The sequence below is a fragment of the Streptomyces sp. GMY02 genome (assembly GCF_019056675.1).
Lineage (GTDB): Bacteria > Actinomycetota > Actinomycetes > Streptomycetales > Streptomycetaceae > Streptomyces > Streptomyces odonnellii.
The window spans coordinates 6170352-6195587 of record NZ_CP077658.1 but is presented as its reverse complement, the minus strand read 5'-3'; the positions used below and the strand labels follow the sequence as shown (position 1 = coordinate 6195587).

General features: G+C 70.4%; 20 protein-coding genes and 1 pseudogene. 10 read left to right on the top strand and 11 right to left on the bottom strand.

Features of this window, described 5'->3' with window-relative positions:
* Positions 1-77: 77 nt before the first annotated feature.
* The gene (locus KQY30_RS26420) at positions 78-1619 is read left to right on the top strand and encodes a DUF1996 domain-containing protein (RefSeq protein WP_217308984.1); all 1542 of its coding nucleotides are present in this window, start codon (positions 78-80) and stop codon (positions 1617-1619) included.
* A 56-nt stretch (positions 1620-1675) separates the two neighbouring features.
* Here KQY30_RS26420 and KQY30_RS26415 read toward each other — a convergent pair whose 3' ends face one another.
* Complete coding sequence (locus tag KQY30_RS26415) at positions 1676-2029, bottom strand: hypothetical protein (protein ID WP_254407694.1); 354 nt, start codon at positions 2027-2029, stop codon at positions 1676-1678.
* A 319-nt stretch (positions 2030-2348) separates the two neighbouring features.
* Between KQY30_RS26415 and KQY30_RS26410 the strand changes: the two genes are divergently transcribed.
* Complete coding sequence (locus KQY30_RS26410; protein ID WP_217311337.1) at positions 2349-4316, top strand: hypothetical protein; 1968 nt, start codon at positions 2349-2351, stop codon at positions 4314-4316.
* A 110-nt stretch (positions 4317-4426) separates the two neighbouring features.
* Here KQY30_RS26410 and KQY30_RS26405 read toward each other — a convergent pair whose 3' ends face one another.
* Positions 4427-4753 (bottom strand): hypothetical protein, encoded by a 327-nt coding sequence (locus KQY30_RS26405; RefSeq protein WP_254407335.1) that lies wholly within the window; start codon positions 4751-4753, stop codon positions 4427-4429.
* Positions 4754-4805: 52 nt separating this feature from the next.
* On the opposite strand from KQY30_RS26405, the gene KQY30_RS26400 reads away from it, so the two are divergent.
* Entirely contained in the window at positions 4806-5501 is a 696-nt protein-coding gene (locus tag KQY30_RS26400) for a TetR/AcrR family transcriptional regulator (RefSeq protein WP_217308982.1), read from the top strand.
* A 62-nt stretch (positions 5502-5563) separates the two neighbouring features.
* On the opposite strand, the gene KQY30_RS26395 is transcribed toward KQY30_RS26400, so the two are convergent.
* The 6 genes and pseudogenes from KQY30_RS26395 to KQY30_RS26370 all read right to left on the bottom strand — a co-directional run bounded on the left by KQY30_RS26395 (position 5564) and on the right by KQY30_RS26370 (position 12984).
* Entirely contained in the window at positions 5564-6235 is a 672-nt protein-coding gene (locus KQY30_RS26395; protein WP_217308981.1) for a DUF4230 domain-containing protein, read from the bottom strand.
* A 148-nt stretch (positions 6236-6383) separates the two neighbouring features.
* Positions 6384-7769: pseudogene (locus KQY30_RS26390) on the bottom strand (alpha-amylase family protein); the annotation flags it as partial.
* 149 nt (positions 7770-7918) lie between these two features.
* Complete coding sequence (locus KQY30_RS26385; protein WP_217308980.1) at positions 7919-9595, bottom strand: glycoside hydrolase family 13 protein; 1677 nt, start codon at positions 9593-9595, stop codon at positions 7919-7921.
* A gap of 118 nt (positions 9596-9713) precedes the next feature.
* Positions 9714-10601, bottom strand: a complete 888-nt coding sequence (locus tag KQY30_RS26380; RefSeq protein WP_217311335.1) for a sugar ABC transporter permease — start codon at positions 10599-10601, stop codon at positions 9714-9716.
* Positions 10602-10603: 2 nt separating this feature from the next.
* On the bottom strand, positions 10604-11605 hold the full coding sequence (locus KQY30_RS26375; protein ID WP_217308979.1) for a carbohydrate ABC transporter permease: 1002 nt from the start codon (positions 11603-11605) through the stop codon (positions 10604-10606).
* Positions 11606-11709: 104 nt separating this feature from the next.
* Positions 11710-12984, bottom strand: a complete 1275-nt coding sequence (locus KQY30_RS26370) for an extracellular solute-binding protein (protein ID WP_217308978.1) — start codon at positions 12982-12984, stop codon at positions 11710-11712.
* A gap of 326 nt (positions 12985-13310) precedes the next feature.
* Here KQY30_RS26370 and KQY30_RS26365 point away from each other — a divergent pair, with 326 nt between their 5' ends.
* Complete coding sequence (locus KQY30_RS26365) at positions 13311-14366, top strand: LacI family DNA-binding transcriptional regulator (protein WP_217308977.1); 1056 nt, start codon at positions 13311-13313, stop codon at positions 14364-14366.
* A gap of 106 nt (positions 14367-14472) precedes the next feature.
* Entirely contained in the window at positions 14473-15504 is a 1032-nt protein-coding gene (locus KQY30_RS26360) for a phosphatase PAP2 family protein (protein WP_217308976.1), read from the top strand.
* On the opposite strand, the gene KQY30_RS26355 is transcribed toward KQY30_RS26360, so the two are convergent.
* On the bottom strand, positions 15489-18548 hold the full coding sequence (locus tag KQY30_RS26355; RefSeq protein ID WP_217308975.1) for a bifunctional [glutamine synthetase] adenylyltransferase/[glutamine synthetase]-adenylyl-L-tyrosine phosphorylase: 3060 nt from the start codon (positions 18546-18548) through the stop codon (positions 15489-15491). The genes KQY30_RS26360 and KQY30_RS26355 overlap by 16 nt on opposite strands.
* 204 nt (positions 18549-18752) lie before the next feature.
* Here KQY30_RS26355 and KQY30_RS26350 point away from each other — a divergent pair, with 204 nt between their 5' ends.
* A complete protein-coding gene (locus KQY30_RS26350) occupies positions 18753-19619 on the top strand; it encodes a GNAT family N-acetyltransferase (protein WP_217308974.1) in 867 nt (288 codons plus the stop codon).
* Positions 19620-19696: 77 nt separating this feature from the next.
* Here KQY30_RS26350 and glnA read toward each other — a convergent pair whose 3' ends face one another.
* Positions 19697-21058 (bottom strand): type I glutamate--ammonia ligase, encoded by a 1362-nt coding sequence (gene glnA / locus KQY30_RS26345; RefSeq protein ID WP_217308973.1) that lies wholly within the window; start codon positions 21056-21058, stop codon positions 19697-19699.
* Positions 21059-21294: 236 nt separating this feature from the next.
* Complete coding sequence (locus KQY30_RS26340) at positions 21295-21807, bottom strand: MarR family winged helix-turn-helix transcriptional regulator (RefSeq protein ID WP_254407693.1); 513 nt, start codon at positions 21805-21807, stop codon at positions 21295-21297.
* Between the two features lie 279 nt (positions 21808-22086).
* On the opposite strand from KQY30_RS26340, the gene KQY30_RS26335 reads away from it, so the two are divergent.
* The 4 genes from KQY30_RS26335 to KQY30_RS26320 all read left to right on the top strand — a co-directional run bounded on the left by KQY30_RS26335 (position 22087) and on the right by KQY30_RS26320 (position 24803).
* Positions 22087-22545 (top strand): hypothetical protein, encoded by a 459-nt coding sequence (locus KQY30_RS26335; protein ID WP_217308971.1) that lies wholly within the window; start codon positions 22087-22089, stop codon positions 22543-22545.
* A 186-nt stretch (positions 22546-22731) separates the two neighbouring features.
* A complete protein-coding gene (locus KQY30_RS26330) occupies positions 22732-23379 on the top strand; it encodes a DUF3105 domain-containing protein (RefSeq protein WP_217308970.1) in 648 nt (215 codons plus the stop codon).
* A gap of 5 nt (positions 23380-23384) precedes the next feature.
* A complete protein-coding gene (locus KQY30_RS26325) occupies positions 23385-24167 on the top strand; it encodes a DUF305 domain-containing protein (protein ID WP_217308969.1) in 783 nt (260 codons plus the stop codon).
* Between the two features lie 210 nt (positions 24168-24377).
* Positions 24378-24803: a CBS domain-containing protein gene (locus KQY30_RS26320; RefSeq protein ID WP_217308968.1), complete on the top strand. Its 426-nt coding sequence runs from the start codon at positions 24378-24380 to the stop codon at positions 24801-24803.
* Positions 24804-25236 lie beyond the last annotated feature (433 nt).

Sequence of the window (25236 nt, the reverse complement as noted above, 5' to 3'; positions counted from 1 at the left end):
CCGTATGGAACGGAGCGCTTCGCTTCTCCCCCTGCCGAGATTTCCCTGTAACCGGCAAACGAAGCTTGAGGAGTTCCATGGGACGCACATCGAGAAAACGCTCCACACTGGCGAACCGGGCGATCGCCGCCTCGGCCGCCTTGCTCCTGGGTGGGGGTGGGCTGGTAGCGGTGAATGTCTACGCATCCGCGGGTGAGGGCAGGTCCCACCAGCGTCCGCCGCAGAGCGAGAATGCCGGACAGGCCATGTCGACCATCGACTGTCCGGATGTGGCGAACGAACTGACGGACGTGCCGAGAGGAGCACGCTGGCAGGTCGACCGTGAGCTGGCCAGGATCGACAGCCAGATCACCCAGGCGTACCGGAAGTTCGCCGATCAGAAGGAACAGATCGAGCAGGACCCGGCACTCGCCGAGAATGCCATTCTCAATCCGCTGAAGAACAAGCGGCTGGCTTCGCTGGAGCGCATCGCGAACGCGATCGACCGCGTCGGCGAGCGGCCGCAGGGCCTGGAGGCGCTGGCGCCCTGCACCCTGCGTGCCGACGACAGTGGCAGCGGCGAGGGCACCGGCGACGGCACGGACAACGGCGGCGGCCAGGACGGCGGCCAGAGCCAGGACCCCGGGCAGGATCCCAGCCAGGATCCGGGCCAGGACGGCGGTCAGGGTGACGGGCAGGACGGCGGCCAGGGCGATGGACAGGACGGCGGTCAGGGCGGTGGCGGCCAGGCCGGCAACGGCCCCGAGGCGTCCGACTTCGTCGACATCACGACCGTCCAGCCGAATGTGAACCAGCCCCGGCAGCGCCGCGGCGGCTCGAAGGGCACCTTCACCACCGATTGCGGTCGCAATGAGGCTGGAAAGTTCAATTCGGACAATGTCATTGTCGCGCCCGGTGTGACCAATGGCGCCCACCATATGCACGATTACGTCGGCAATCAGGCCAATGACGCCTTCGCGACCGACGACTCCCTTGCCGCGGCGGAGACCAGTTGCCGGAATCAGGGTGACAAGTCGACGTACTACTGGCCGGTCCTGCGCCTCCAGAACGGACAGGCCGAGGACGACGCCAATGTGGACGGCGGCGGCAAGGAAGGCAATGTCGGAGAGATCCAGACTCCGACGCAGGTCACCCTGAAATTCGCCGGCAGCCCGGTGTCCAGGGTCACCGCGATGCCGCGGTTCCTGCGGATCATCACCGGTGACGCGAAGGCATTCGTCAATGGCAATGCCAACGCGAATGCGTCCTGGAGCTGCACCGGATTCGAGGACCGCCAGCTCAAGGACAAATACCCGATCTGCCCTGAAGGCAGCCAGGTCGTCCGTACCTTCAAGTTCCAGAGCTGCTGGGACGGTCAGAACAGCGACAGCGCCAACCACCGTACGCATGTGGCGTTCGCCGACGAGAACGGCCGCTGCCAGAACGGATTCCGGGCGATTCCGCAGCTCCAGCAGCGGATCGTGTACGACGTGCCGCCGGGGCCCGGGTTCGCGCTGGACTCCTTCCCGGAGCAGCTCCACAAGCCCGTCACCGACCACGGTGACTTCATCAATGTCTTCGACGAGAACCTGATGAACAAGGTGGTGAACTGCATCAACAGCGGGCGCAGGTGCCGCTGAGGCACCTGCCCGCCGCTCCCCCGCTCCACTTTCCACCCCCCACGCGCGCTGCGCGGTCAGCTCATGTGGTGACCCGAGTGACCCTCGTTCTCCCCCGTGCCACTTCCCCCGGAGTGGTGTGACGAGCCGGTCTCCACGGTCCCGCCGAGCCGGCCGCGCAGCGCCGCGACCACCTTCGCGTCACCGACGGCGACCCACCTCCTGCCGACGAGATACGAACCGCCGTAGTCCTTGGCCTCGTTGATCCACTCGCGCTGGCCGCGGTCGGTGGCGAAGGTGGCGAGCACATACTTTCCGTCGCCCGTCGTGCAGTTGGCCTGGCGCAGTTCGGCGGCGTCGGTCTGGATATTGGGCTCGCACTCGGCTTGCGAGGCAAGCTGTTCGAGGCTCCCGGTCGCCGTTTTCGGCATCTCGGGGGCCTTGTTGTCGTTCGCGTCGTGGTCGGCGCCGCCGCCCGCGCCGCAGCCGGCCGTCAGGGCCAGAGCGAGGGTCAGGGGGAGGGCCAGGGCCGCGAGTACCACTCGGGATCGTTCCTTGCGCATGGGGCCATGGTGCCCCTTGGGGCCCACGGTGCGGGCGGGAATGGCGGGATGGACGGGATCCGGCGCACTGCGCGAGCGGGGCGTACGGGACGCGGAGCTCTGCGTGATGTGGTGACCATCCGACGTATCGCTCGTTCTGCTGAACGTGCCCCAGGACAAAGCCGTCACCGCCTCCGCGACCTCTCCTGTGCCTCCCGCCGCCCCCATCGGCGTCGAACAGGCCGAGGCGGCCCTCGTCGAGCACTATCCACGCCTGGTGCGGATCGCCTATCTGGTCCTGCCGCCCGCGCTCGGCCGCAACCGGCGGGTGCTCACCGCACACGCGCTGGTGCAGCGGTCGCTGCCGCGCCGCCGCGACTCGGCCGACGCGTCGGGGATTCCGGCGCCGCGCCGTACGAACGGGCCCGCGGAGGACCCGGGTTACGCGTACGTACGCGGGCGGGTGCTGAGCCAGGCGCTGGAAGCCGGGCGTCCGGTACGCCGGTTCGCCCTGCCCCGCCGGGCCCAACTGCCGCCGCCGCTGCCCCGGGTGTGGGGTCTGCGGCTGTTCCCGCGCTCGGGCGGTGCGGATGAACTCGCCCTGGACCAGCGGCTGTCCGCCCTCTCCTGCGCGGGGCGCGCGGCATTCGTACTGCGCGGTCTTGAGCGGCTGCCGGACACCGAGGTACGGCGGGTGCTGGGCGCCGCGGGCGCGCCGGCCCCGGCCGGTGCGGTGGAGGAGGCGGCCGGTGTGGGGACGATCGGCGGGGCGGACGCGGCCGAACTGCTGGGCTCGCCGGAGTTCGACCCCTGCTCGCTCCAGGCCAGGCCGACGGATCTGATGCGCCGCCGCCAGCGGGTAAGGGCCGGGCTGGCCGCTGTCGCGGCGGTGCTCGTGGGCTCCGCGCTGGTCGTCCTGCCGGACGGCGGGTGGGGTCCGGACGGCGCGGCGGCGCCGTCGTACGCCCGGAATCCCGCCGCCGAGGCGGCGCTCGATCCGGGGCGGGTACGGCGGGTCGTGCCCGGCGTGTGGCAGACCTCCGCCCGTACGGACTTCTCGGTCTGGCCCGTGCGCGGGGCGCTGACCGGGGACCGGGGGCTGCTGCGCCGGGCGCTCGCGGTGTGGGCGCGGCCCGGCGCGGCGGTACGGGTCACGGCCACGCCCACCACCCCACCGGGGCCGCCGATGGGGCCGCCGCAGTTGCTGTACGCGGGGCGGGTGGACGGGGCGCGGGTGGTGCTCTTCCACGACGGGCTGCGGGTGGTGCGGTACGCGGAGCCGCCGTCCGGCGCGGGCGACGACGCGGCCGTCGCGCTCGACTTCGCACGGGTCGACGGGGCGGACGGGACGGGTTCGGCGGCGGTGGTCGTCGGCCGCTCGGACACCAATGTGCGCTATCTGACGGCGCCGTGGGTGCGGAAGGTGTCCGTACGCGATCTGCTCGCGCCCGCGGGGGCGACGCGTCCGCTGCCGCGCGGCGCGGACGGGGTGACCGGGCCGCTGGTGAGTCCGGCGATGGCGCGGGACTGCGCGTCGTGGGACGCGCTGGAGGTACGGACCGAAAGTGCGGGCGGCGCTGACGGTGACAGTGGTGGCGATGGCGGTACGGACCGGCTGCTCACCGATCTCGGCGAGCTGGTCCCCGCGAGGCTGACGTCCGGACCGCCGTCGTCGCCGAGGGACGTCTCCGGGGCGGGCGACCGGGCGGCCTGGGCACGGACGGCCTGCCTGCTGCCGGCGGTACGGTCGCACGGGGTGCGCTCGGTGAACTCCTGGGAGTTCGCGCGGCAGACCCTGCCCGAGTCCAACGGCACGGCACGGTGGCTGTGCACCCGCGCGGAAACCTGGCGGGGTACGGGCAGCCGCGTCCTGGCCCAGTTCCAGGCCCCCTCGCGACATGAGTCGGCCCCGACGGCGGTCGCCGCCCGCGCGGAGGACTCCCCGGCGTGCGGCGTCCGCTCCCCGCAGGTCCTGGCGGGCGTCCTGTGGAAATCCCGCGCGGGCCACTGGTACGTCCTGGCGGCGGGCAGCGAGAAGGTGACGTCGCTGGAGCTGTCGGGCGGGGTACGGGGCGAGGCGCGGGGACGGGTGCTGGCGGTACGCGCGGAGGAGGGCGCGCGGGCGAATCTGTCGGGCCGGAACGAGGAGGGCGAGCGGGTGCGCGGGTTGCGCTAGCGCCGGTCCCGCCCGGCGGCCGGTTCGTCCTCAAACGCCGGACGGGCTGGAGATGCCGCAGCGGCGGGCCGAATCCAGCCCGTCCGGCGATTGAGGACAGTGCAGCTCCGTCAGGGCAGTAGTAGCCAGTCCGCTCCGAGCGCCGACGCAAGGCCCACCGCCAGCAGCCAGCCCCCCAGCCTCGTCCGGCCGTGCCGGTTCAGTTCTATGACTATGCCGCACAGGATCATCGCCAGCCCGTACACCCCCACCACCAGCACCGACTGCCGCTGCGCCAGGCGGATCAGGAGCAGGACCGCCAGTCCCGCGAGCAGAGTCGCGGCCAGGGCGATTCCGGTGAGGCGGGCCTGACGGGGAGTCAGACCCTCGCGCTCGGGGTCCGGGGCCTGGTCCGGTGTCGGGGTGTCCACGGCCTCGTCCTGGTCAGATGCGCTCATGGACCGGGAGCGTAACGGACATCCCCGCAGATCCGCCGGTTAGGCTGTTCATATGACGACCGTAGTGCGCCGCAGGATGGGCGTCGAGGAGCGGAAGCAGCAGCTCATCGGCGTGGCGCTGGAGCTGTTCAGCCACCGGTCGCCGGAAGACGTGTCGATCGACGAGATCGCGGCTGCCGCCGGTATCTCCCGCCCCCTCGTCTACCACTACTTCCCCGGCAAGCAGAGCCTGTACGAGGCCGCCCTACGCCGCGCCGCCGACGATCTGGCCGACCGGTTCGTGGAGCCGCGCGAAGGCCCGCTCGGGGCGCGGCTGCTCCGGGTCATGGGGCGGTTCTTCGACTTCGTCGAGGAGCACGGCCCCGGCTTCTCCGCCCTGATGCGCGGCGGCCCCGCCGTGGGTTCGTCCACCACGACCGCGATGGTCGACGAGGTACGGCAGGCCGCGTACGAGCAGATCGTGGCCCATCTCGGCGTCGGCCGCCCGCCGGCGCGCCTGGAGCTGGTCGTACGGTCCTGGGTGTCGCTGGCCGAGACGACCGCGCTGATCTGGCTGGACGGGCGGCGTGTCCCCCGCGCCGAGCTGGAGTTGCAGCTCGTGCACGACTTCGCCGCACTGGCCGCGGTGAGCGCCGCGTACGACGACGAGATGGCGGCGATCCTGCTCCGTATCGTCGCCGACGAGCCGGCCGACGGGCCTTTCGGCGATCTCGTCGGCCGGCTCGCGAAGCTCAGCGGTCAGGCGTAGATGTCAGGTCTGGATCCCACGCACAGACCTCAGGCTGAGACCCGGGCCCGGATCTCACGGTCTCAGGCATAGACCACCGTGACCTCCGTGAACCCCAGGGAGCGGAGCAGCCCCTGGAGCATCCCCGTGGTGTTCTCCTCCGCGCGCCCGGTGAGTTCGCTCTCCTTCGCCGCGTCCGCGATGTGCTGCGCCGCCAGCCGGTTCACCGCACGCTCGTCGGCCGGGTTGTCGGAGAAGAGATCCCCGAGCCGGTCGAGCAGCCCGCGCTGTTTGGACACGGCGTACGAACGCTCCGGGTCCAGCGCGGGCTTGCCGAGCCGGGCGTGCGGCAGCCGGATCGTCGCGGAGGTGCGCTCCTCGTTCGTACGTACGCTCTCGGCGCCGAGGGACCCGAAGTCGACATACGCGCCGACGGTCCCCGCGCCCACATAGAGGGTCCGGGTGCCGCGGAGCGCGTCCGGCAGGTATTTGGCGTCCTTCTCCAGATCGACGACGACCTGGAAATTGCCGGAAGCCGCTTCGTACCGGTCGAGATCCTGAATTGATTCGAGCAGGGTCGGTCCCGTCCGGTCATGGGTCTCCTCGCCGAAGAGATCGCCGATTCCGGGCAGCAGGTCGATCCGGCTGCCGAGGAAGAGGAGCGCGGCCACGGCGGCCAGGGTGAGCGGGATCCTGGTCCACCGGGACCGCCGGGGCGCCCTCGGTGTCGCGTCTTTCACGTCGGTGGACGTCATACCTGACCGATGTCCCGCACGGACCGGTTCACACCCGCCGCGCGCCTCGGCTTTCCCCTGTCCCGGGTCCGCCTCGGTCCGGCGCGCTCCGCCCCGCTCCGGCCGGTTCGGCACCCGCCGCCCCCTCATCGGCGCCCGCCGCCCCTCAGCAGCTACGCGCCCCCGCGTGCAGCGCCACCGCCGTGTTCGCGCCGAGCGTGGCCGTGAACTGCCCCGAGCCGTTCACCGTGACCGTCCTGCCGTTCTGCACATCGCAGTAGGCACCCCCGGGCAGCGAGGTCTGGAACGTACGGGTCAGCGAGGAGCCCTCGTGGTTGATCGCCACATAACCCGCCGAGCCCCGCCCGAACGCGATCTGGTCCCCGCCGTTGTCCCACCAGTTGGTGACCGCCTGCCCGCGCGTGGTGTTGCGGAAGCCGACCATGGACGCGATCTCGCGCCAGGCGTGCTGGCACTTCCATCCGTCGCTGTAACAGGCGTTGACCGTGCCCCCGTTGGGCGGACCCGCGTCCCGGTCGCTGAACTCGTACCCGGAGTGCACATCCGGCGCCCCGTACGGCCAGGCCAGCATGAAGACGTTCGCGAGCGTGTAGTTGGCGCCGTCCTTGTAGCTGAGGGTGTCGCCGCCGCGCTCGGTGTCGTGGTTGTCCACGAAGACCGCCGACCGGCCGGACTGCATATAGCCCCAGCCCTCGCCGTAGTTCCTGAGGTACGCGAGGTTCTCGTTGTTGAAGACCCGCTTGAGGTCACGCGCGTAACGGAACTCCTGCACATCGCCGTTGCCGAGATACTCGTTCGGCGAGACGGCCTCGCCCGCGCCGTAGATGACCTCCTGCTTCCAGTAGGCGCCCGGATTGCTCAGCCTGCTCTTGATGTTGGCGAGATCGGCGGCGGGCATGTGCTTGGCCGCGTCGATCCGGAAGCCGTCGACACCGAGCGAGAGCAGATCGTTCATGTACGCGGCTATCCGCCCGCGGACGTACTCCTCGCCCGTGTCCAGGTCGGCGAGACCGACGAGTTCGCAGTTCTGGACATTGCCGCGGTCGCCGTAATTGCTGATCTGGGAGCGGCAGTCGTCCATGTCGAAGCCCGAATAGATGCCGGGGTAGGTGTATTTGGTGTACGAGGAGCCGCCCGTGCCGGTGCCGTCGCCGGCCGCCATGTGGTTGATCACGGTGTCCGCGACGACCTTGACGCCCGCCGCGTGGCAGGTGTTCACCATGGCTGAGAAGGCGGCGCGGTCGCCGAGCCGCCCGGCGATCTTGTAGCTGACGGGCTGGTACGAGGTCCACCACTGGCCGCCCTGGATGTGCTCCTGGGGCGGCGAGACCTGGACATAGCCGTAGCCTGCCGGGCCGAGGGTGTCCGTGCACGCCCTGGCCACGGAGGCGAACTTCCACTCGAAGAGAACGGCCGTGACGTCCTTGGAGCCGGGCGGCGCGGCCTGGGCGGTCCCGGCGGGGACCGCGAGGGCGGCTGCCGCGCCGGCCACGAGGGCGAGCGCCGCAGCGGCGGCCGGGAATCTGCGGACCATGGTTCCTCCTGCACTGGTGGGGGGAGGTGCGGGTGACAGTGACACATGGTGCGTACGTGCGGCCTTGCGCGGCGCGGCGGTCCGGTGCTCCGGCCCGGTGTCGGCGGTACGGGTCCTCCGTACCGCCGGCACCAACGGCGGAAGAGGCCCTACACCGTCCACCACGCCGTCGTGTTCGCGGGGAGTTCGGTCTCGGGGCCGTCCGCCGCCACCGGCCCGCTCGCCAGCAGCAGCGTGCCCGGCACCGCGATCCGTACCGCCGCGTCCGTCGTATTGACCGTGCACAGGAAGCCGGGGCGGCCGAAGGCGAGCACGCCCTCGGGCGCCTCCCGCCACTCCACCGCCGCGCCGCCGCCCAGACCCGGGTGCTCCTTCCGTACGGCCAGCGCCGACCGGTACATCTCCAGCGTGGAGTCCGGGTCGCCGGTCTGCGCCTCGACGCTCAGCTCGCCCCAGCCGTCCGGCTGCGGCAGCCAGCTCCCGCCGGACCCGAAACCGTACGAACTCCCCTCCCGCGTCCAGGGGATGGGCACCCGGCACCCGTCGCGGAAGCCGTCCTGCCCGTCCGCCCGGAAGTACGAGGGGTCCTGCCGCGCCTCGTCGGGCAGGTCGGTGACATCGGGCAGCCCCAGCTCCTCGCCCTGGTAGACATACGCGGAGCCGGGCAGCGCCAGCATCAGCAGCGTCGCCGCGCGGGCCCGCCGCAGCCCGAGTGTCCGGTCGCCGGGCTCGCGGGTCTGCGTACCGCCGCCGGGCGGCCCGGCGAACCGGGTCGCGTGCCGCGTCACATCGTGGTTGGAGAGCACCCAGGTGGCGGGCGCGCCCACCGGCCGCATCGCCGCCAGCGAGACATCGATGACCTCGCGCAGCGCGGGCCCGTCCCACGAGGTGCTCAGATACTGGAAGTTGAAGGCCTGGTGCAGCTCGTCGGGGCGTACGTAGTTCGCGGTGCGCTCGACCGTCGGCGTCCAGGCCTCGGCGACGGCGATCCGGTCCCCCGGGTACTCGTCGAGGATCGTGCGCCACTGCCGGTAGATCTCGTGCACCCCGTCCTGGTCGAAGAACGGCATGACGTCGTTGCCGAGAAGCCTGAGCTGTCCCGAACCGCCGATGTCGGGCAGTCCCTCGGCCTTCACCAGGCCGTGGGCGACATCGACCCGGAAGCCGTCGACGCCCATGTCCAGCCAGAAGCGCAGGATCGAGCGGAACTCGTCGGCGACGGCCGGATGCTCCCAGTTGAAGTCGGGCTGCTCGGGGGCGAAGAGATGCAGATACCAGTCGCCGGGCGTGCCGTCCGGGTTGACGGTCCTGGTCCAGGCAGGCCCGCCGAAGATGGACTCCCAGTCGTTGGGCGGGAGTTCGCCGGCCGCGCCCTTGCCGGGGCGGAAGTGGTAGCGCTGCCGCAGCGCGGAGCCGGGCCCCTCCCGCAGCGCCCGCCTGAACCAGTCGTGCTCGACCGAGGAGTGGTTGGGCACGAGGTCGACGATGACCCTGAGCTGGAGTTCATGGGCGTCGCGGATCAGCGCGTCCGCGTCGAGCAGGGTGCCGAACATCGGGTCGATGGCACGGTAGTCGGCGACGTCATAGCCCGCGTCGGCCTGCGGGGAGGCGTAGAAGGGGCTGAGCCAGACGGCGTCGACGCCCAGCTCCCTGAGATACGGCAGCCGGCGGCGTACCCCGTCGAGATCGCCCATTCCGTCGCCGTTGCCGTCGGCGAAACTGCGTGGGTAGACCTGGTAGATCACCGCGTCCTGCCACCAGCCGTGGCGGTGGCCCGGGGCGTCGTCGGACGTGCCGGTCAGAGGGGCAGCGAGGTGCTGGGTCATGTCATCCCTGGGTGTCTGGGGGAAGGGAGCAGCGTTGTCGTTCGTACAAGCACGGTGGTACGGGCGGGACAGGTACGGGCATGAGCAGTGCGGGCATGAGCGGTACGGCCAAGGGAGGTCAGCCCTTGACGGCACCGGCGGACATGCCGGTGACGAGGTGGCGCTGCGCGAACAGGAAGACGAGCGCGGCGGGGACGGCGATGAGCACGGACGCGGCCGTCATCGGGCCCCACTGGGCTCCGTACTGGTTGACGAACTTCTGGAGGCCGCCGGCCAGCGTGAGGTTCTCGTCGCCGACCATGAAGGCGGAGGCGTAGGCCACCTCGCCCCACGCGGTGATGAAGGAGTAGAACGCGGTGACCGCGAGGCCGGGCCTGGCGAGCGGCAGGACCAGCCGGAAGAACGTACCGAACGGGGTCAGTCCGTCGACCTGGCCCGACTCGTCGATCTCGCGCGGAATGGTGTCGAAGAAGCCCTTCATCATCCAGGCGCAGAACGGCACGGCGATGGTGAGGTACGTGATCACCAGGCCGGCCGACCGGTTGAGCAGCCCGAGCCCGGCCATGATGTTGTAGATGGGCACGATGAGGACGGCGACCGGGAACATCTGGGTGACCAGCAGCGTCCACATCAGCCCGCGCTTGCCGGGGAAGCGGAAGCGGCTGACGGCGTAGCCGGTGGTCGCGGCCGTGAACACGCCGAGCAGGGTGGTGAGTCCGGCGATGAGCAGGGAGTTGCCGAACCAGGTGAGGAACGGGGTGTCCCGCAGCAGGTTCGTGTAGTTCTCGAAGGTGGTCTCTTTGAAGAAGTCCGTGGTCGTCGCCTGGCTCGCGGGCTTGAGCGAGGTCAGCAGGACCCAGAGCACCGGGAAGACCGCGATCACGGACGCCACGGTCAGGGTGGTGTGCAGGGCGACGGAGGCCAGCGGTGAACGGCGGCCCCGGCGCGGCGGATCGGCGGCCGGCGCGGCATCGGCCGCGGTGGTTCCGGGCGCGGTCGCGGTGATGGTCACCAGGTATCTCCCTGGGTACGGAGGACTCGCCGGTAGACGGCGGCGAAGGCCATCAGGAGGACAAGGATCAGCACCCCCCAGGTGGAGGACTGCGCGAAGTCGCGCGGGCTGATCTCGAAGGAGAACTTGTACGCCTGGGTGACCAGGATCTGGGTCGCCTCGCCGGGTCCGCCGCGGGTCAGCAGGAAGATCACCGGGAACATGTTGAACGTCCAGATGGTGGAGAGCAGGATCACGGTCGTACTGACCGAGCGCAGCCCCGGCATGGTGATGTGCCGGAAGCGCTGCCAGGCGCCCGCGCCGTCCATCTCGGCGGCCTCGTACATCTCCCCGGGGATGGACTGGAGTCCGCCGAGCAGCGCGACCATCATGAACGGGACGCCGAGCCAGACGTTCACGGCGATGACCGAGAACTTGGCCCAGTCCGGGTCGTTGAGCCAGGGCACCGCGTCGATCCCGCCGCCGGCCAGCAGTCTGTTGAGGAAGCCGCGGTCCTCGTTGTAGAGGAAGCGCCAGGCGAACACGGAGACGAAGCCGGGGACGGCCCAGGGCAGGATCAGCAGCATCCGGTAGACGGAGCGGCCGGCGATCCGGCGGTTGAGGATGTTCGCCAGGGCCAGGCCGAGACCGAAGGTGACGGTGACGCAGGAGACCGTCCACACCAGGGTCCAGCCGAGGGTGGCGAGGAACTGGTCCCCCGTCAGCGCGTCGGCGTAGTTGTCGAGTCCGACGAACTCGTAGGTGGCGGGCAGGTGGTTGACGCCGATGCTGCGCGCGACATTGCGTTCGTTGGCGTCGGTGAGCGACAGATAGATGCCGCGCACCAGTGGATAGCCGATGATCACGCCGATCACGGCCACCACCGGGGCGACCATGGCCCAGGCGTACCAGTGGGTCGCGAGGCCCCGGCGGAGCCGTACGGACAGCCGGGGCCGGCCGGGTGGTGTGCCGGCCGCGGCCTCGGCCTTCGGCACCGACTGGCTGGTGTGGAGAGCCATCCGGCCCGCCCCTCCTCTTCTCCGGCCCGCTCTGTTCCGGTCGCTTCGTCTGCTTCGTATGCTTCGTTGGCTTCGTATATTTCGCCGCCTCGGCGCCGCTTCGCCTACTTCCAGCCCTTGAGCAGCTCGCGGTAGGCGTCGCCGGTGGTTCCGACGCCCTTCTCCGGTGTGGTCTGGCCGGTGAGGACCTTGGTGTACTCGGTCACCAGTGGCGCGAACAGGCTGCCGGTCTCCGGGATCCAGGGGCGCTCGACGGCCTTGTCGACGACCGGCTTGAAGAATCCGACGATCTCGTTGTCCGAGACCCCGGGCAGCGCGTACGCGGAGGTACGGGTGGGCAGCAGGCTCAGTTCCCTGGCGACCTTCGCCTGGCTCTCGACGGAGGTCATGTACTCGGTGAAGGCGTACGCGGCGTCGAGGTTCGGGGAGCCCGCGTAGACCGCGAGGTTGTGGCCGCCCTGCGGAGAGCCCTGCGCGACGGATCCGGCCGGTACGGGGGCGATGCCCAGGTTGGCCTTGTCCTTGAACTCGGCACCGCCATAGGTGTCGGTGACGGCCCAGGGACCGTTGATCATCATGGCGACCTTGCCGTCCTTGAAGGCCGACTGCATGTTCTCCCAGCCGTCGGTGGCGTCGGTCTTGGCCGCCCCGGAGTCGACGAGGTCCTTGACGACGGTCATGGCCTTGACCCCGGCCGCGTTGTCGACCGTGACGGTCTTCGACTCGGCGTCGACGAGATTGCCGCCCTCGCCGTACAGGAACGACAGGAACCAGTAGGCGTCGTCGCCGCGCAGATACAGGCCCGTCTTCCCGGTCTTCTGCTGGATGGTCTTCGACACGCTCTTCAACTCGGCGACGGTCGTGGGCACTTCGACTCCCGCCTCCTTGAAGATCTTCTTGTTGTAGAAGATGCCCATGGAGTCGATGACCTGCGGCACGGCATAGGTCTTGCCGTTGTACTCGGTCGAGGCCGCGGCCTGCGCCAGGAAGTCCGTACCGTTCTTCAGCGCCGGAGTGCCGTCCAGCGGCGCGAGATAGCCGAGATCGGCGAACTCGGGGGTCCAGGCGACCTCGGAGCGGATCACATCGGGCGCGCCGGAGCCGGACTGGGCCGCGTTCTTGAACTTGTTCTGGGCCTCTCCGAACGGCACGTTCACATATTTGACGTCGACCTTCGGATGCTTCGTCTCGAAGTCCTCGGCAAGCTTCTTGAAGACCTTGTCCTCGCTGCCGACCGTGGAGGTGTCCCACCAGGTGACCGTCCCCGACAGCTCGCCGCCCGCGCTCTTCCCGCTCGCCGGCTCACCGTCATCGCCGCAGGCGGTCGCCCCGAGGGCCAGGGTCGCGGCCAGGGCGGTGGCCGTTATGCCACGTCGCATCCGAACTCCTTCAACTGCCGTACCGCTCCGTCGCGGCGCCGGGTCGGACGTGAAGGTAACAGCGATGAAAGAAGGCCGAAAGACCTTGCGGAATATTTCCGCAAGCCGCGCCGGACACCACCGTGACGAGTCTCGCCGATTGGTGTCGTACCCCTTGACGCGGTACCAGGAACCCTGGCAGAGAAGGATTTCGCCGTTGGGGGACGGCTCCGGGGCGCTCGCACAGGTCGCAGGAAGGTTTCGCAAGATCTTGCAAGAACGGGTCCCGACGGCCGGTCACGGAGCGCGGTGGGCAATCCGACAGACGCCCGGTACAGTCCACTGACATGACCGCACGGCTTGCCGATATCGCAACTCAGGCGGGGGTCAGCGAAGCGACGGTCAGCCGCGTACTGAACGGCAAGCCCGGGGTAGCCGCGGCCACCCGCGAATCCGTACTCGCCGCGCTCGATGTCCTCGGCTACGAACGTCCGGTACGGCTGCGCCGCCGCAGCGCGGGGCTGGTCGGCCTGATCACCCCGGAGCTGGAGAACCCCATCTTCCCGGCCCTGGCGCAGGTCATCGGGCAGGCGCTGACCCGGCAGGGCTACACCCCGGTGCTGGCGACCCAGACCCCCGGCGGATCCACCGAGGACGAGCTGACGGAGATGCTGGTCGAGCGGGACGTCTCCGGCATCATCTTCGTCTCCGGACTGCACGCCGACACCTCCGCCGACATGCGGCGGTACGAGAGACTGCGCGCCCAGGGCGTGCCGTTCGTCCTCGTCGACGGGTTCTCGCCGAAGGTCCAGGCGCCGTTCATCTCCCCCGACGACCGGGCGGCGGTACGGCTCGCGGTGACCCATCTCGTCTCGCTCGGCCACCAGCGGATCGGCCTGGCCGTGGGCCCGCGGCGGTTCGTCCCCGTACTGCGCAAGATCGAGGGGTTCCGCGCCACCGTCAAGGAGCTGCTCGGGCTGCCTCCCGAGGAGGCGGACGAGCTGGTCCAGCAGTCGCTGTTCACCCTGGAGGGCGGACAGGCCGCGGCCGCCGCGCTGATCGACCGCGGCTGTACGGCGGTGGTGTGCGCCAGCGACATGATGGCGCTGGGCGCGATCAGGGCCGCGCGGCGGCTCGGTCTGGATGTGCCGGCGGATCTGTCGGTGGTCGGTTTCGACGATTCGCCGCTCATAGCCTTCACCGATCCGCCACTCACCACGGTCCGCAAGCCGGTGCCCTCGATGGGGCAGGCGGCCGTCCGTACGCTCCTGGAGGAGATCGGCGGTACGCCCGCGCCGCACAGCGAGTTCGTCTTCGAGCCCGAATTGGTGGTCCGCGGTTCAACCGCTTCCCGGCCAGGGGCGGGACCCCCGGGAATCTCAGGGTCGCGGGTCCGCCCATAGTGCGCTCGGGCGCTGGCGGTGTCGTCCTGCGGTAGTAGCGCATGCGAGAGGAACCCGACCGGGGGATGATCGGTCGAGGGACGCGAATCTGGCAGACTCTCTCGCTATGGGTGAACCGACAGTGAAGACAAAGGAAGGCCGAAGTGCCACCCCGTCACCCATCACTGACGAGGAGGCCGACGCGACCGGAGCGCCGACCGAAGCGAGCCGCGAACCGGCTGCGGACCCGGCGCACGAGCGCTCCTGGCTGGCGCGGGCGCGGTCACCCCGCCGTCCCCGGATCTGGTTCGAAATCCTCCTGATCGCGGTGAGTTACTGGACGTACTCACTGATCCGGAACGCGGTACCGGAGCAGCGGACGAAGGCTCTGGAGAACGCGGACTGGATCTGGCACACGGAACAGCTTCTCGGCATCGCCGTCGAGCGGTCAATCAACCACTCGGTGAATTCTGTGACGTGGCTCATCGTGGGGATGAACTACTACTACGCGACCCTCCACTTCATCGTCACCATCGGTGTGCTGATCTGGCTCTTCCGCCGTCATCCCGGCCGGTACGCGGCGGCCAGGCTGGTGCTCTTCGCGACCACCGGTGTGGCCCTCCTCGGCTACTACCTGTATCCGCTGGCACCGCCCCGGCTGATGACCGGCAGTCGCTTCGTCGACACGGTCGCGCATCACGAGACCTGGGGCTCGATGGCCTCGGGCGATCTGAAGAGCATGTCGAACCAGTACGCGGCCATGCCGTCGATGCACATCGGCTGGTCACTGTGGTGCGGTCTGATCATCTTCGCGCTGGCCAAGGCGCCCTGGACGAAGCTCCTCGGGCTGCTCTACCCGGCGGCGACACTGGTGGTGATCGTGGCCACGGCGAACCACTTCTGGCTGGACGCGGTGGGCGGCACGGTCTGCCTGATGTTCGGCTTCGCCGTCTCGTACGTCTGGTACGGGTCGCTCCCGGCCGGCCTGCCGCGCGCCACCGGGGAGGCTCCGCCGCGCCGGCGGCTGTGGGTGCGGAACGGCGGTGTACGCGATGTACACGGTGTGCTTGACGCGCCCGACGGCGTGCCCGAGACGGCGCGTGAGACGCGCGAGACCCCGGCTGTGGCGGCCTCGCGCGGCGCTCACACCGCGCCGTAGAACAGCTCCTCGACCACCGAGCGTGCCCGGCGGGTCGTACGGCGGTAGTCGTCGAGCATGTCCCCCACGTGACCGGGCCCGTACCCCAGGTAGCGCCCCATCGCGGCCAGTTCGCGGCCGTCGGACGGGAAGGTGTCCCCGAGCCTGCCCCTGACCAGCATCACGCCGTTCCGCACCCGTGAGGCCAGCACCCAGGCGTCGTCCAGGATCTGCGCGTCCCGCGCGGAGAGCAGTCCCGCGGCCTGCGCCGCCGCGAGCGCCTCGCGGGTACGGGTCGTCCGCAGCCCCGGTTCGGCCCAGCCGTACCGCATCTGGAGCAACTGGACCGTCCACTCCACGTCCGAGAGCCCGCCCCGGCCCAGCTTGGTGTGGAGTGTCGGATCGGCGGCCCGGGGCAGCCGTTCCCGCTCCATTCGTGCCTTGAGCCGGCGGATCTCCCGTACCGCGTCGTCACCGAGCCCCTCCGCCGGATATCTGAGGGTGTCGATCAGGTCGATGAAGCGCGCCCCCAGCTCCGCGTCGCCCGCCATCGGCTCCGCCCGCAGCAGCGCCTGGCTCTCCCAGACCAGCGACCAGCGCCGGTAGTACGCGGCGTAGGAGGCGAGCGACCGTACCATCGGGCCGCTCTTGCCCTCCGGGCGCAGATCCGCGTCGATCGGCAGCGGCGGGTCGGCGGTGGGGATCTGGAGCAGCCGGCGCATCTCGCCGACCACCGCGTTCGCGGCCCGGGCCGCCTCGTGCTCGTCGTCGCCCTCGCGCGGCTCGTGGACGAAGAGGACATCGGCGTCGGAACCGTAACTCAGCTCGTGCCCGCCGAATCTGCCCATGCCGATGACGGCGAACCGGGTCGGCAGGGTGTCGCCCCACTCGGCGCGCACGGCGGCGCGCAGGGCGCCCGCGAGCGTCGCCGCGTTCAGGTCGGTGACCGCGGCGCCGACCCGGTCGACCAGCGCGCCGGGGTCCTTCTCGGCGGGGCTGTCCTCCGTGCCGTACGAGCAGATCAGATCGGCCGCGGACGTACGGAACAGCTCCCTCCGGCGCACCCCGCGCGCCGCTGCGACGGCGCCCTCTGCGGTGTCCGCGCGGCCGACCGCCGCGAGGACCTCCTGTTCGAGATGGCCGCGGTCGCGCGGTACGAGCCCGCCCTGGTCGCCGAGGATCGCGACCGCCTCGGGCGCGCGCAGCAGCAGGTCGGGGGCGAGCCGCCCGGCCGACAGCACCCGCGCCAGATTCTCCGCCGCGGCCCCTTCGTCGCGCAGCAGCCGCAGATACCAGGGGGTCTTGCCGAGCGCGTCCGACACCTTGCGGAAGCCGAGCAGTCCGGCGTCGGGGTCGGCCGAGTCCGCGAACCAGCCCAGCAGGACGGGCAGCAGCGTGCGCTGGATCGCCGCCTTGCGGCTCACCCCGGACGACAGTGCCTCCAGATGCCGCAGCGCCACCGCCGGATCGCCGTAACCGAGCGCTTCCAGCCGTTGGCGCGCGGCCTTCGGACTGAGCCGGGTCTCGCCGGGGGTGAGCTGCGCGACCGCGTCGAGCAACGGCCGGTAGAAGAGCTTCTCGTGCAGCCGCCGTACGGCCGAGGCATGGCGTTTCCAGGCCTTGTTCAGCTCGGCGACCGGATCGCCGCGCAGTCCGAGCGAGCGGCCGAGGCGGCGCAGATCGGCCTCGTCCTCGGGTACGAGATGCGTTCGCCGCAGCCGGTAGAGCTGGAGCCGGTGCTCCATGGCGCGCAGGAACCGGTACGCCTCGTCGAGCTGCCGGGCGTCGGTACGGCCCACATAGCCGCCCGCCGCCAGCGCGCCCAGGGCTTCGAGGGTGGAGCTGCTGCGCAGTGAGGCGTCGCTGCGGCCGTGCACCAACTGGAGGAGCTGGACGGCGAATTCGACATCCCGCAGTCCGCCGGGGCCGAGCTTCAGCTCGCGTTCGGCCTGTCCGGCGGGCAGGTTGTCGACGACCCTGCGGCGCATCTTCTGGACGTCGGAGACGAAGTGCTCGCGCTCGGCGGCCTTCCAGACAAGCGGTGACACGGCGTCGATGTACTCGGCGCCGAGGAGCGGATCCCCGGCCACCACGCGGGCCTTGAGCAGGGCTTGGAACTCCCAGGTCTTGGCCCAGCGCTGGTAGTAGGCGAGATGGCTGCTCAGAGTGCGGACGAGCGGGCCGTTGCGGCCCTCGGGGCGGAGGTTGGCGTCCACGGGCCAGATGGTGCCCTCGACGGTGGACTCGGAGCAGATGCGCATGAGATGGGAGGCGAGGCGGGTGGCGGCGCGGACGGCCTGGCCCTCGTCGGGGCGGGGCATGGCGTCGGCGGACGCGGTCTCGCCGACCGGAGCGGTGTCGGTGTCGGTGTCGGCGACAGGAGCCTCCGCGACATCCGCCACGAAGATGACGTCCACATCGGACACGTAGTTCAGCTCGTGGCCGCCGCACTTGCCCATCGCGATGACCGCGAGCCGGCACGCGGCGGCGTCCTCGGGCGCGGCGGCCTTGGCGATCGCGAGGGCGGCGCGCAGGGTCGCGGTGGCCAGGTCGGCCAGTTCGGCGGCGGTCTGGGCGACATCCGTCGTACCGCAGACGTCCCTGGCCGCTATGGCCAGCAGACAGCGGCGGTACGCGATCCGCAGCGAGACCGGGTCGTCGGCGCCGGCCAGTGCGCGCTCGAACTCGTCGACGCCCGGATGCAGATCGGGCAGTTCATAGGTGACCAGGGCATGCCAGTCCTTGGGGTGCCGGGCGAGATGGTCGCCGAGCGCCTCGGACGCGCCGAGCACCCCGAGCAGCCGGTCCCGCAGCGGCTTGGCCGTCACCAGGGTGTCCAGCAGCATCGTCCGCTCGTCGGGCTTCTGCGCCTCGACCAGCCGGACGAGCCCGTGCAGCGCGAGATCGGGGTCGGCGGTGGCGCCGAACGCGTCGAGGAGCAGGGGATCCGACCGTACGGGCGCCATCTCGGGCGCGTCGAGAAGCCGCTCGGCGGCGGAGGGATCGGTGAAGCCGTGCCGCAGCAGGCGGATGAACGTACTGCTCCTGCGTCCCGGCACCGTCATACGCCGTCTCCTGTCCGCAACCCGTGTACATGTCGGCCTGCCCGGCCGACTCCAGGATTCGAGCCTAGGCCTTGTCGGCACGGAGGGCGGCGTACGAGAAAATCTGCTTTCTCCGGCCGTCACCAGACGTGATCATCCGGATCGTCACCGCCACGGACGAAAATGGCTGGTCGCACCGTACAGAAGGGTGATTCCCTGCCGGGCATGACGCACACCGACGACGTGAGCGCCCCGGCCGACGATCCGGGCAACCCGCTGGGCGGCCTGCTGGACCGCATCGATCGCTACCAGGACGCGCTCCCCCGGCTCGACGCCCGGGCCGAGGACTTCGGCCCGCTGACGCTCTTCGTACGGGACGGCGGCCCGCCGCTCCACGCGCGCCCGACCCGCGCCTGGCGAGGCCGTACGGTCACCGCCGACGACGTCGGCCGCGTCCGCGCCCGGCAGCGCGAACTGGGGGTTCCGGAAGTCTTCGAATGGGTCGCCGACTCCGCGCCGGGGATGCGCGCGGCTGCGAAGGCGGCAGGGCTGACGCTCGACGAACGACCTCTGCTGGTGCTCCCGGAGGACGCCCCGGCACCGGTCGCGGCGGCCCGTAACGTACCCGATGGGGTGACGGTCCGTACCCTCACCGCGGACGACCCGGCCCTCGCCACCGCCGTCGCCACCCCCCACCTCGCGTTCGCAGAACTCGGGACGGCCGTCGGCGCGACGGGCACGGAGCAACTGACCGAGGCGGTACACGCACACCGGGCCGACATAGCCAGAACGGCCGCCCGCGTCCGCGCGGGCCGCACCACGCTGGTCGCGGCGGTGGAGCACGGGGTCACACTCAGCTCGGGCCTGCTCCCCGGCACCGCGGCCGGCACCACCGAGATCTGCGCCGTGGGCACCCTCCCTGCCGCCCGCCGCCGAGGACTCGCCCTCGCGGTGACGGCGGCCCTGACAGTCGAAGCGCGGGCTCCGGGACTGCGGACGGTCTTCCTCTGCGCGACGGACGAAACGGTGGCGCGCCTCTACGCCCGCCTGGGCTTCCGCCGCACGGCAACGTTCATGGAGGGACGGGGGTGATCCCGCCGACTGCCGTTCCGGGCAGGCTCGATCAGCTCGCCCGGAACGTCAACCGGTGTTCAACGTCAACTGGTGTCTCAGAGCACCGGGAGGTTCTTGCGCAGCTCGAAGGCCGTGACCTCGCTGCGGTATTCCTCCCATTCCTGCTTCTTGTTGCGGAGGAAGAAGTCGAAGACATGCTCGCCCAGGGTCTGCGCGACCAGTTCGCTGCGTTCCATGAGGGTGATCGCCTCGCCGAGGTTCTGCGGGAGGGGTTCGATGCCCATGGCGCGGCGTTCGGAGTCGGAGAGGGCCCAGACGTCGTCGTCGGCGCCGGCCGGGAGTTCGTAGCCCTCTTCGATGCCCTTGAGGCCGGCGGCGAGGAGGACCGCGTAGGTCAGGTAGGGGTTGGCGCCCGAGTCGATCGAGCGGACCTCCACCCGGGCCGAGCCCGTCTTGCCGGGCTTGTACATCGGGACGCGGATCAGCGCGGAGCGGTTGTTGTGACCCCAGCAGATGTACGAGGGGGCCTCGCCGCCCGAGCCCGCGGTGCGGCTGGAGCCGCCCCAGATGCGCTTGTACGAGTTGACCCACTGGTTGGTGACGGCCGAGATCTCCGCCGCGTGCTTCAGCAGGCCCGCGATAAAGGAGCGGCCGACCTTGGAGAGCTGGTATTCCGCGCCCGATTCGTAGAACGCGTTGCGGTCGCCCTCGAAAAGGGAGAGGTGCGTGTGCATGCCCGAGCCCGGGTATTCCGAGAACGGCTTCGGCATGAAGGTCGCCTGCACGCCCTGCTCCAGCGCGACCTGCTTCATCACCAGACGGAACGTCATGATGTTGTCCGCCGTCGACAGCGCGTCCGCGTACCGCAGATCGATTTCCTGCTGGCCCGGGGCGCCCTCGTGATGGCTGAACTCCACCGAGATGCCCATCGACTCCAGCATCGTGATGGCCTGGCGCCGGAAATCCATACCGACATTCTGCGGGGTGTGGTCGAAATAGCCCGAGCTGTCCGCCGGGGTGGGGCGGGTGCCGTCCACCGGCTTGTGCTTCAGCAGGAAGAACTCGATCTCGGGGTGAGTGTAGAAGGTGAATCCCAGATCCGAGGTTTTGGCGAGCATCCGCTTGAGCACGAAACGCGGGTCCGCGAAGGACGGCGAGCCGTCGGGCATCAGGATGTCGCAGAACATCCGCGCGGTACCGGGAGCCTCGGCGCGCCAGGGCAGTATCTGGAACGTACCCGGATCGGGCTTGGCGATCATGTCGGACTCGTACACACGAGCGAATCCTTCGATGGCCGAGCCGTCGAAGCCCATGCCCTCGTCGAAGGCCTGCTCCAGCTCGGCGGGCGCGACCGCGACCGACTTCAGGAAGCCGAGCACGTCGGTGAACCACAGGCGTACGAAGCGGATGTCGCGCTCCTCAAGCGTACGGAGCACGAATTCCTGCTGCTTGTCCATATTAGCCGTCCTACCCATCCTTGCTGGTCAGGCCACCTGCTCCCATGCCGCGGGGCACCCTGGGGCACACGAGCATCCCACCACACGATTTCGGGCACGTTGCGAACCCCCGTCCAACGCTCCGCATCGTGCGCATGTACGGGTTACCTGCCCATAGTGCCCGTACGACTGGTGCCCATGTAACAGGTAACCGCAACCTATGGTGCTGAAGAGGCGCCCCGTGGCCCATGGCTCGCTCACGGCCCGTGCCTCGCCCGCGGCGCGTGGCCGGTGTGGGTGTCCGACCAGCCCAGGGGGTACGGCTCGGTGTCCTCGCCCCGTACGGTCCGCCCCCCGCCCGCCTCGGTGAACGCGGTGAGCGCCCGGACCAGGGCCGTACGCTGTCCGGGGGTCAGCCGCCCGACGATCGCGGCGATCTCACGGTGGCGTGCGGCCGTGACCTCCTCGACCAGTTCGCGGCCCGCCGGGGTCAGCCGCAGCATCGTCACACGGCGGTTGTCGGGGTTGCTCTGCCTGCTGGCCAGGCCCGCGGCGATCAGGCGGTCGAGCATGCGCATGGCGGTCGAGGGGTTGACCCCGAGCCGGTCGGCGACCTCCACCAGCTTGGCGTCGCCATGGGCGGCGAGGACGGCCAGGAGACGGTACTGCGGGAGGGTGACCCGTTCGCCGACGCGCTCCTCGACCGCCGCGAGGGAGCGGGCGGACACGGCGACCAGCAGCCGGGACGCGGCCAGCACGGCATGCGTCACGGCGTCGGCGTCCGTACCGTCCGTACGGTCTGCGCCGTCCGCGCCGACGTCCGTGCCGTCCGTGCCCTCTGCGCCTTCCGTGTCGTCCGCGCCGGCGCACGCCTCGTCCGGACCCGCCGGACGGTCGGTGTCCTGTGGGCCGCCGGGCGGCTCCGGATGGTCGGCCATGCCTCTTTGTACCGCGCTACCGTCCGGTTCGTACCGTCTCGGGAGCCCAAGGAGCCGCACAACAGCTCCGCACTGCTGCTGACCGGGGGTGTACGCACTACGATCGCGCCCATGGGGGGTACGCGGCGCGGCCACATACGCAGCACGCGTCCCACGGCTCTGGTGAGCGCCGTGGCGACGCTGTACGCGGCACTCTTCATCTGCCTGGCACCCGGAGCCGGGTCCGCCGTGGACCCGGGGCGCGGTACGGCGGGGGGTCACGGCAGGAACGGTTCCCCCGCCGCCGTGAGCACGGCCGCGAAGACCGGGGCGGGCAGCTCCGCCGGGCGGGCCGGCACCGTGCGCCACCATGCCGAGGCCCGGTTCACCTGCCCGTACGACGGCGGTGACTGCGGCCTCTTCGCACATCACAGCCCGGCCGTCCTCACCGTGCCGCCGCCGGCCCCGCCGCTCGCCGCCGGTGTACAGCTTCAGCCGCGGGCACTTCCGTACCCCACCGGTCAGGCGCCGCGCTCCGGGGCGCACGCCCGCGCGCCGGACCTTCACGTCCTTCAAGTACTGCGCACGTAACGGACCCGGCCGGGCCCGCACCCCGTACCGGGAGCACCGTGTTCGGGGCACCGGGAGCGCCGGGATCCCGGTCCTCATCCAGCACGTCGCGCTGTTCCGCAGTCATCCGCGTTTATCCGCGTTCCGTATCCGCGTTCCGTGTTTATCCGCGTTCCGTTCCGCAGTTGTCGCAGAAGGACATACACCATGGCTTCCAAGTCCCAGTCCGCCGAACGCAGGGCCCGAATAGAGGAGATGCGCCGGGCCGAGCACGCCCGTGAACGGCGCAGCCGCATCATCACGATCACGGTGAGCGCCGTCGTGGTGGTCGCCCTCGTCGGTTTCGGCGCCTTCATCCTCAACAAGGAGTCCGACAAGAAGGAGGAGCAGCAGGCGGCGGCCAAGGCGCCCATCAAGGACGAGAAGTCCTGGGACGCCAAGAAGCTCGGCCGCAACCATGTCACCACGCCCGTCACCTACCCGATGACACCGCCGGTGGGCGGTGACCACAACCAGGTGTGGATGAACTGCCAGGGCGACGTCTACAAGGAGGCGATCCCGGACGTCAACGCCGTGCACTCGCTGGAGCACGGGGCGATCTGGATCACCTACAACGACAAGGCCGCCGACGCCGATGTGGAGGCGCTGGCCGAGAAGGTCGGGAAGACCCCGTACTCCTTCATGAGCCCGGTCAAGGAGCAGACCGGCACGATCATGCTGAGCGCCTGGGGCAAGCAGGTCTCGGTGGAGAAGGCGGACGACCCGCGGGTGGACCAGTTCTTCACGAAGTACGTCCAGGGCCCGCAGACCCCTGAGCCGGGCGCGGCCTGCACGGGCGGAATGGGCGCGCAGTGAGCGCGATGAGCGCCGCGCGCTCGGTCACCCGCACCCAGTGGGCGGCGATCACCGCGGTCGTCCTGGCGCTGCTGTTCGCCGGTACGGCGACGGTGGCGTCCGCGGGACGCGACAGCGGAGCGGGGGCGGACGACCGTACCCCGACGGCCGGCTCCGCGGACGCGGGCTTCGCCCGTGACATGGCGGTCCACCATCAGCAGGCGGTGGAGATGTCCTTCATCGTGCGGGACAGCACGGACGACGAAGAGGTGCGCCGGCTGGCGTACGACATCGCCAACACGCAGGCGAACCAGCGCGGGATGCTGCTGGGCTGGCTGGACATGTGGGGGCTGCCGAAGGTGGAGGCGGGCCGGGAACCGATGGCCTGGATGGCCCCGGAAGCCGGTACCGACGCCGACGCCAATGCCGGTGCCGACGCCGATGCCGGCATGGACATGGGCTCCGGTGACCACAGTGGAATGGACAGCGGGACGGACATGGAGGGCATGGATCACGGCAGCGCCGGCCATGAGGTCCGCGACGGCTCGCTGATGCCCGGCATGGCCACCAAGACCGAGCTGGAGCAGCTCGGGAAGGCGCGCGGCAAGCAGGCCGAGATCCTCTATCTCCAGCTCATGACCGACCACCACATGGGCGGGGTGGCCATGGCGCGCGGCTGCGTCCAGCGGTGCGAGGACGGTACGGAGAAGGCTCTGGCCGAGGGGATGGTCGCGGCTCAGCAGTCGGAGATGCGGCTGATGGCGGACCTGCTCAAGGCACGCGGCGCGAAGCCCCGTACCGCGAGCTGATCTCCGCACGGGCGGATCCGGGGGCCGCTGGTTCGTGACGACGAACCCGCGGCCCCTGCGCGTACCCGTACCGCCGCGTACCCGTACTGCCCGGACCCGTACTGCCCCGGAGCGCGCGCAGCGGTCGCGTCACCCGAACGGCTGGATGATGATGGAGCTGACTCGGGGTGGACGGAACGCACGCGACACCACTCAGGAGGCATGAGTCCGATGACCACCGCCAAAGACATCATGCACCCGGGAGCCCAGTGGATCCCGGCCCACGAGACCCTCGACCGCGCCGCGCAGCTCATGCGCCGGCTCAATGTGGGCGCGCTCCCCATAGCCGACGAGAACGAGCGGCTGACCGGCATACTCACCGACCGCGACATCGTCGTCGGCTGTGTGGCCATGGGCCACGACCCGGCGCAGACCACGGCCGGCGAGATGGCGCACGGCACGCCTCGCTGGATCGAGTCGGACGCGGATGTGGAGGATGTGCTGTACGAGATGCAGGGCCACCAGATCCGCCGGCTTCCGGTGATCGAGGACAAGCGGCTGGTCGGCATGATCAGCGAGGCCGATCTGGCGCGCCATCTCAGCGACGAGCAGGTCGGGGCGTGGGCCGAGCAGGTCTACGCGTCCACGAACCGCTGAGCTGTCGCCGTACCTCTGCCGCCTCCGGCTCGCCGGTACCGCGGCCGGATCCCGGCTGCCCGCGGCTCGCCGCTCGCCGTACCCGGCCGATCCCTGGCTGCCCGCGGCTGCCTCTGGCCCGCCGTACCGCGGCCGGTTCCCGGCGGCCTCGCTAGCCGTACAGCCGTACGTGCCACCGGCACCGGCACCTGGAAGCCGGGAAGCCCGGGAGCCGTACGTGGCACCCGGCACCCGCCGAGGCAGCCCCGGAAGCCGTACTCAGCACCCGGCTCCCGGCACTCGGCACCGGTCGGCCCCGGAAGCCGTACCCGGTACTCGTATCCATATCCGGCCCATTGAGGAACCCGAGGAACCGCAGCCCGCTCGCCCCGTGCGAGTGGGCCGCCCCACATTCCGCACCCCGGGACATCGCGTCAGTCAGACGATTACACTG

Coding starts and splice junctions, on each gene's coding strand:
- KQY30_RS26395 (WP_217308981.1), bottom strand. CDS start 6,235: ATGACGTCCACCGACGTGAAAGACGCGACACCGAGGGCGCCCCGGCGG.
- KQY30_RS26355 (WP_217308975.1), bottom strand. CDS start 18,548: ATGACGGTGCCGGGACGCAGGAGCAGTACGTTCATCCGCCTGCTGCGG.
- KQY30_RS26400 (WP_217308982.1), top strand. CDS start 4,806: ATGACGACCGTAGTGCGCCGCAGGATGGGCGTCGAGGAGCGGAAGCAG.
- KQY30_RS26375 (WP_217308979.1), bottom strand. CDS start 11,605: ATGGCTCTCCACACCAGCCAGTCGGTGCCGAAGGCCGAGGCCGCGGCC.
- KQY30_RS26335 (WP_217308971.1), top strand. CDS start 22,087: ATGGGGGGTACGCGGCGCGGCCACATACGCAGCACGCGTCCCACGGCT.
- KQY30_RS26320 (WP_217308968.1), top strand. CDS start 24,378: ATGACCACCGCCAAAGACATCATGCACCCGGGAGCCCAGTGGATCCCG.
- KQY30_RS26360 (WP_217308976.1), top strand. CDS start 14,473: ATGGGTGAACCGACAGTGAAGACAAAGGAAGGCCGAAGTGCCACCCCG.
- KQY30_RS26325 (WP_217308969.1), top strand. CDS start 23,385: ATGAGCGCCGCGCGCTCGGTCACCCGCACCCAGTGGGCGGCGATCACC.
- KQY30_RS26420 (WP_217308984.1), top strand. CDS start 78: ATGGGACGCACATCGAGAAAACGCTCCACACTGGCGAACCGGGCGATC.
- KQY30_RS26330 (WP_217308970.1), top strand. CDS start 22,732: ATGGCTTCCAAGTCCCAGTCCGCCGAACGCAGGGCCCGAATAGAGGAG.
- KQY30_RS26405 (WP_254407335.1), bottom strand. CDS start 4,753: ATGAGCGCATCTGACCAGGACGAGGCCGTGGACACCCCGACACCGGAC.
- KQY30_RS26350 (WP_217308974.1), top strand. CDS start 18,753: ATGACGCACACCGACGACGTGAGCGCCCCGGCCGACGATCCGGGCAAC.
- KQY30_RS26365 (WP_217308977.1), top strand. CDS start 13,311: ATGACCGCACGGCTTGCCGATATCGCAACTCAGGCGGGGGTCAGCGAA.
- KQY30_RS26415 (WP_254407694.1), bottom strand. CDS start 2,029: ATGCCGAAAACGGCGACCGGGAGCCTCGAACAGCTTGCCTCGCAAGCC.
- KQY30_RS26385 (WP_217308980.1), bottom strand. CDS start 9,595: ATGACCCAGCACCTCGCTGCCCCTCTGACCGGCACGTCCGACGACGCC.
- KQY30_RS26370 (WP_217308978.1), bottom strand. CDS start 12,984: ATGCGACGTGGCATAACGGCCACCGCCCTGGCCGCGACCCTGGCCCTC.
- glnA (WP_217308973.1), bottom strand. CDS start 21,058: ATGGACAAGCAGCAGGAATTCGTGCTCCGTACGCTTGAGGAGCGCGAC.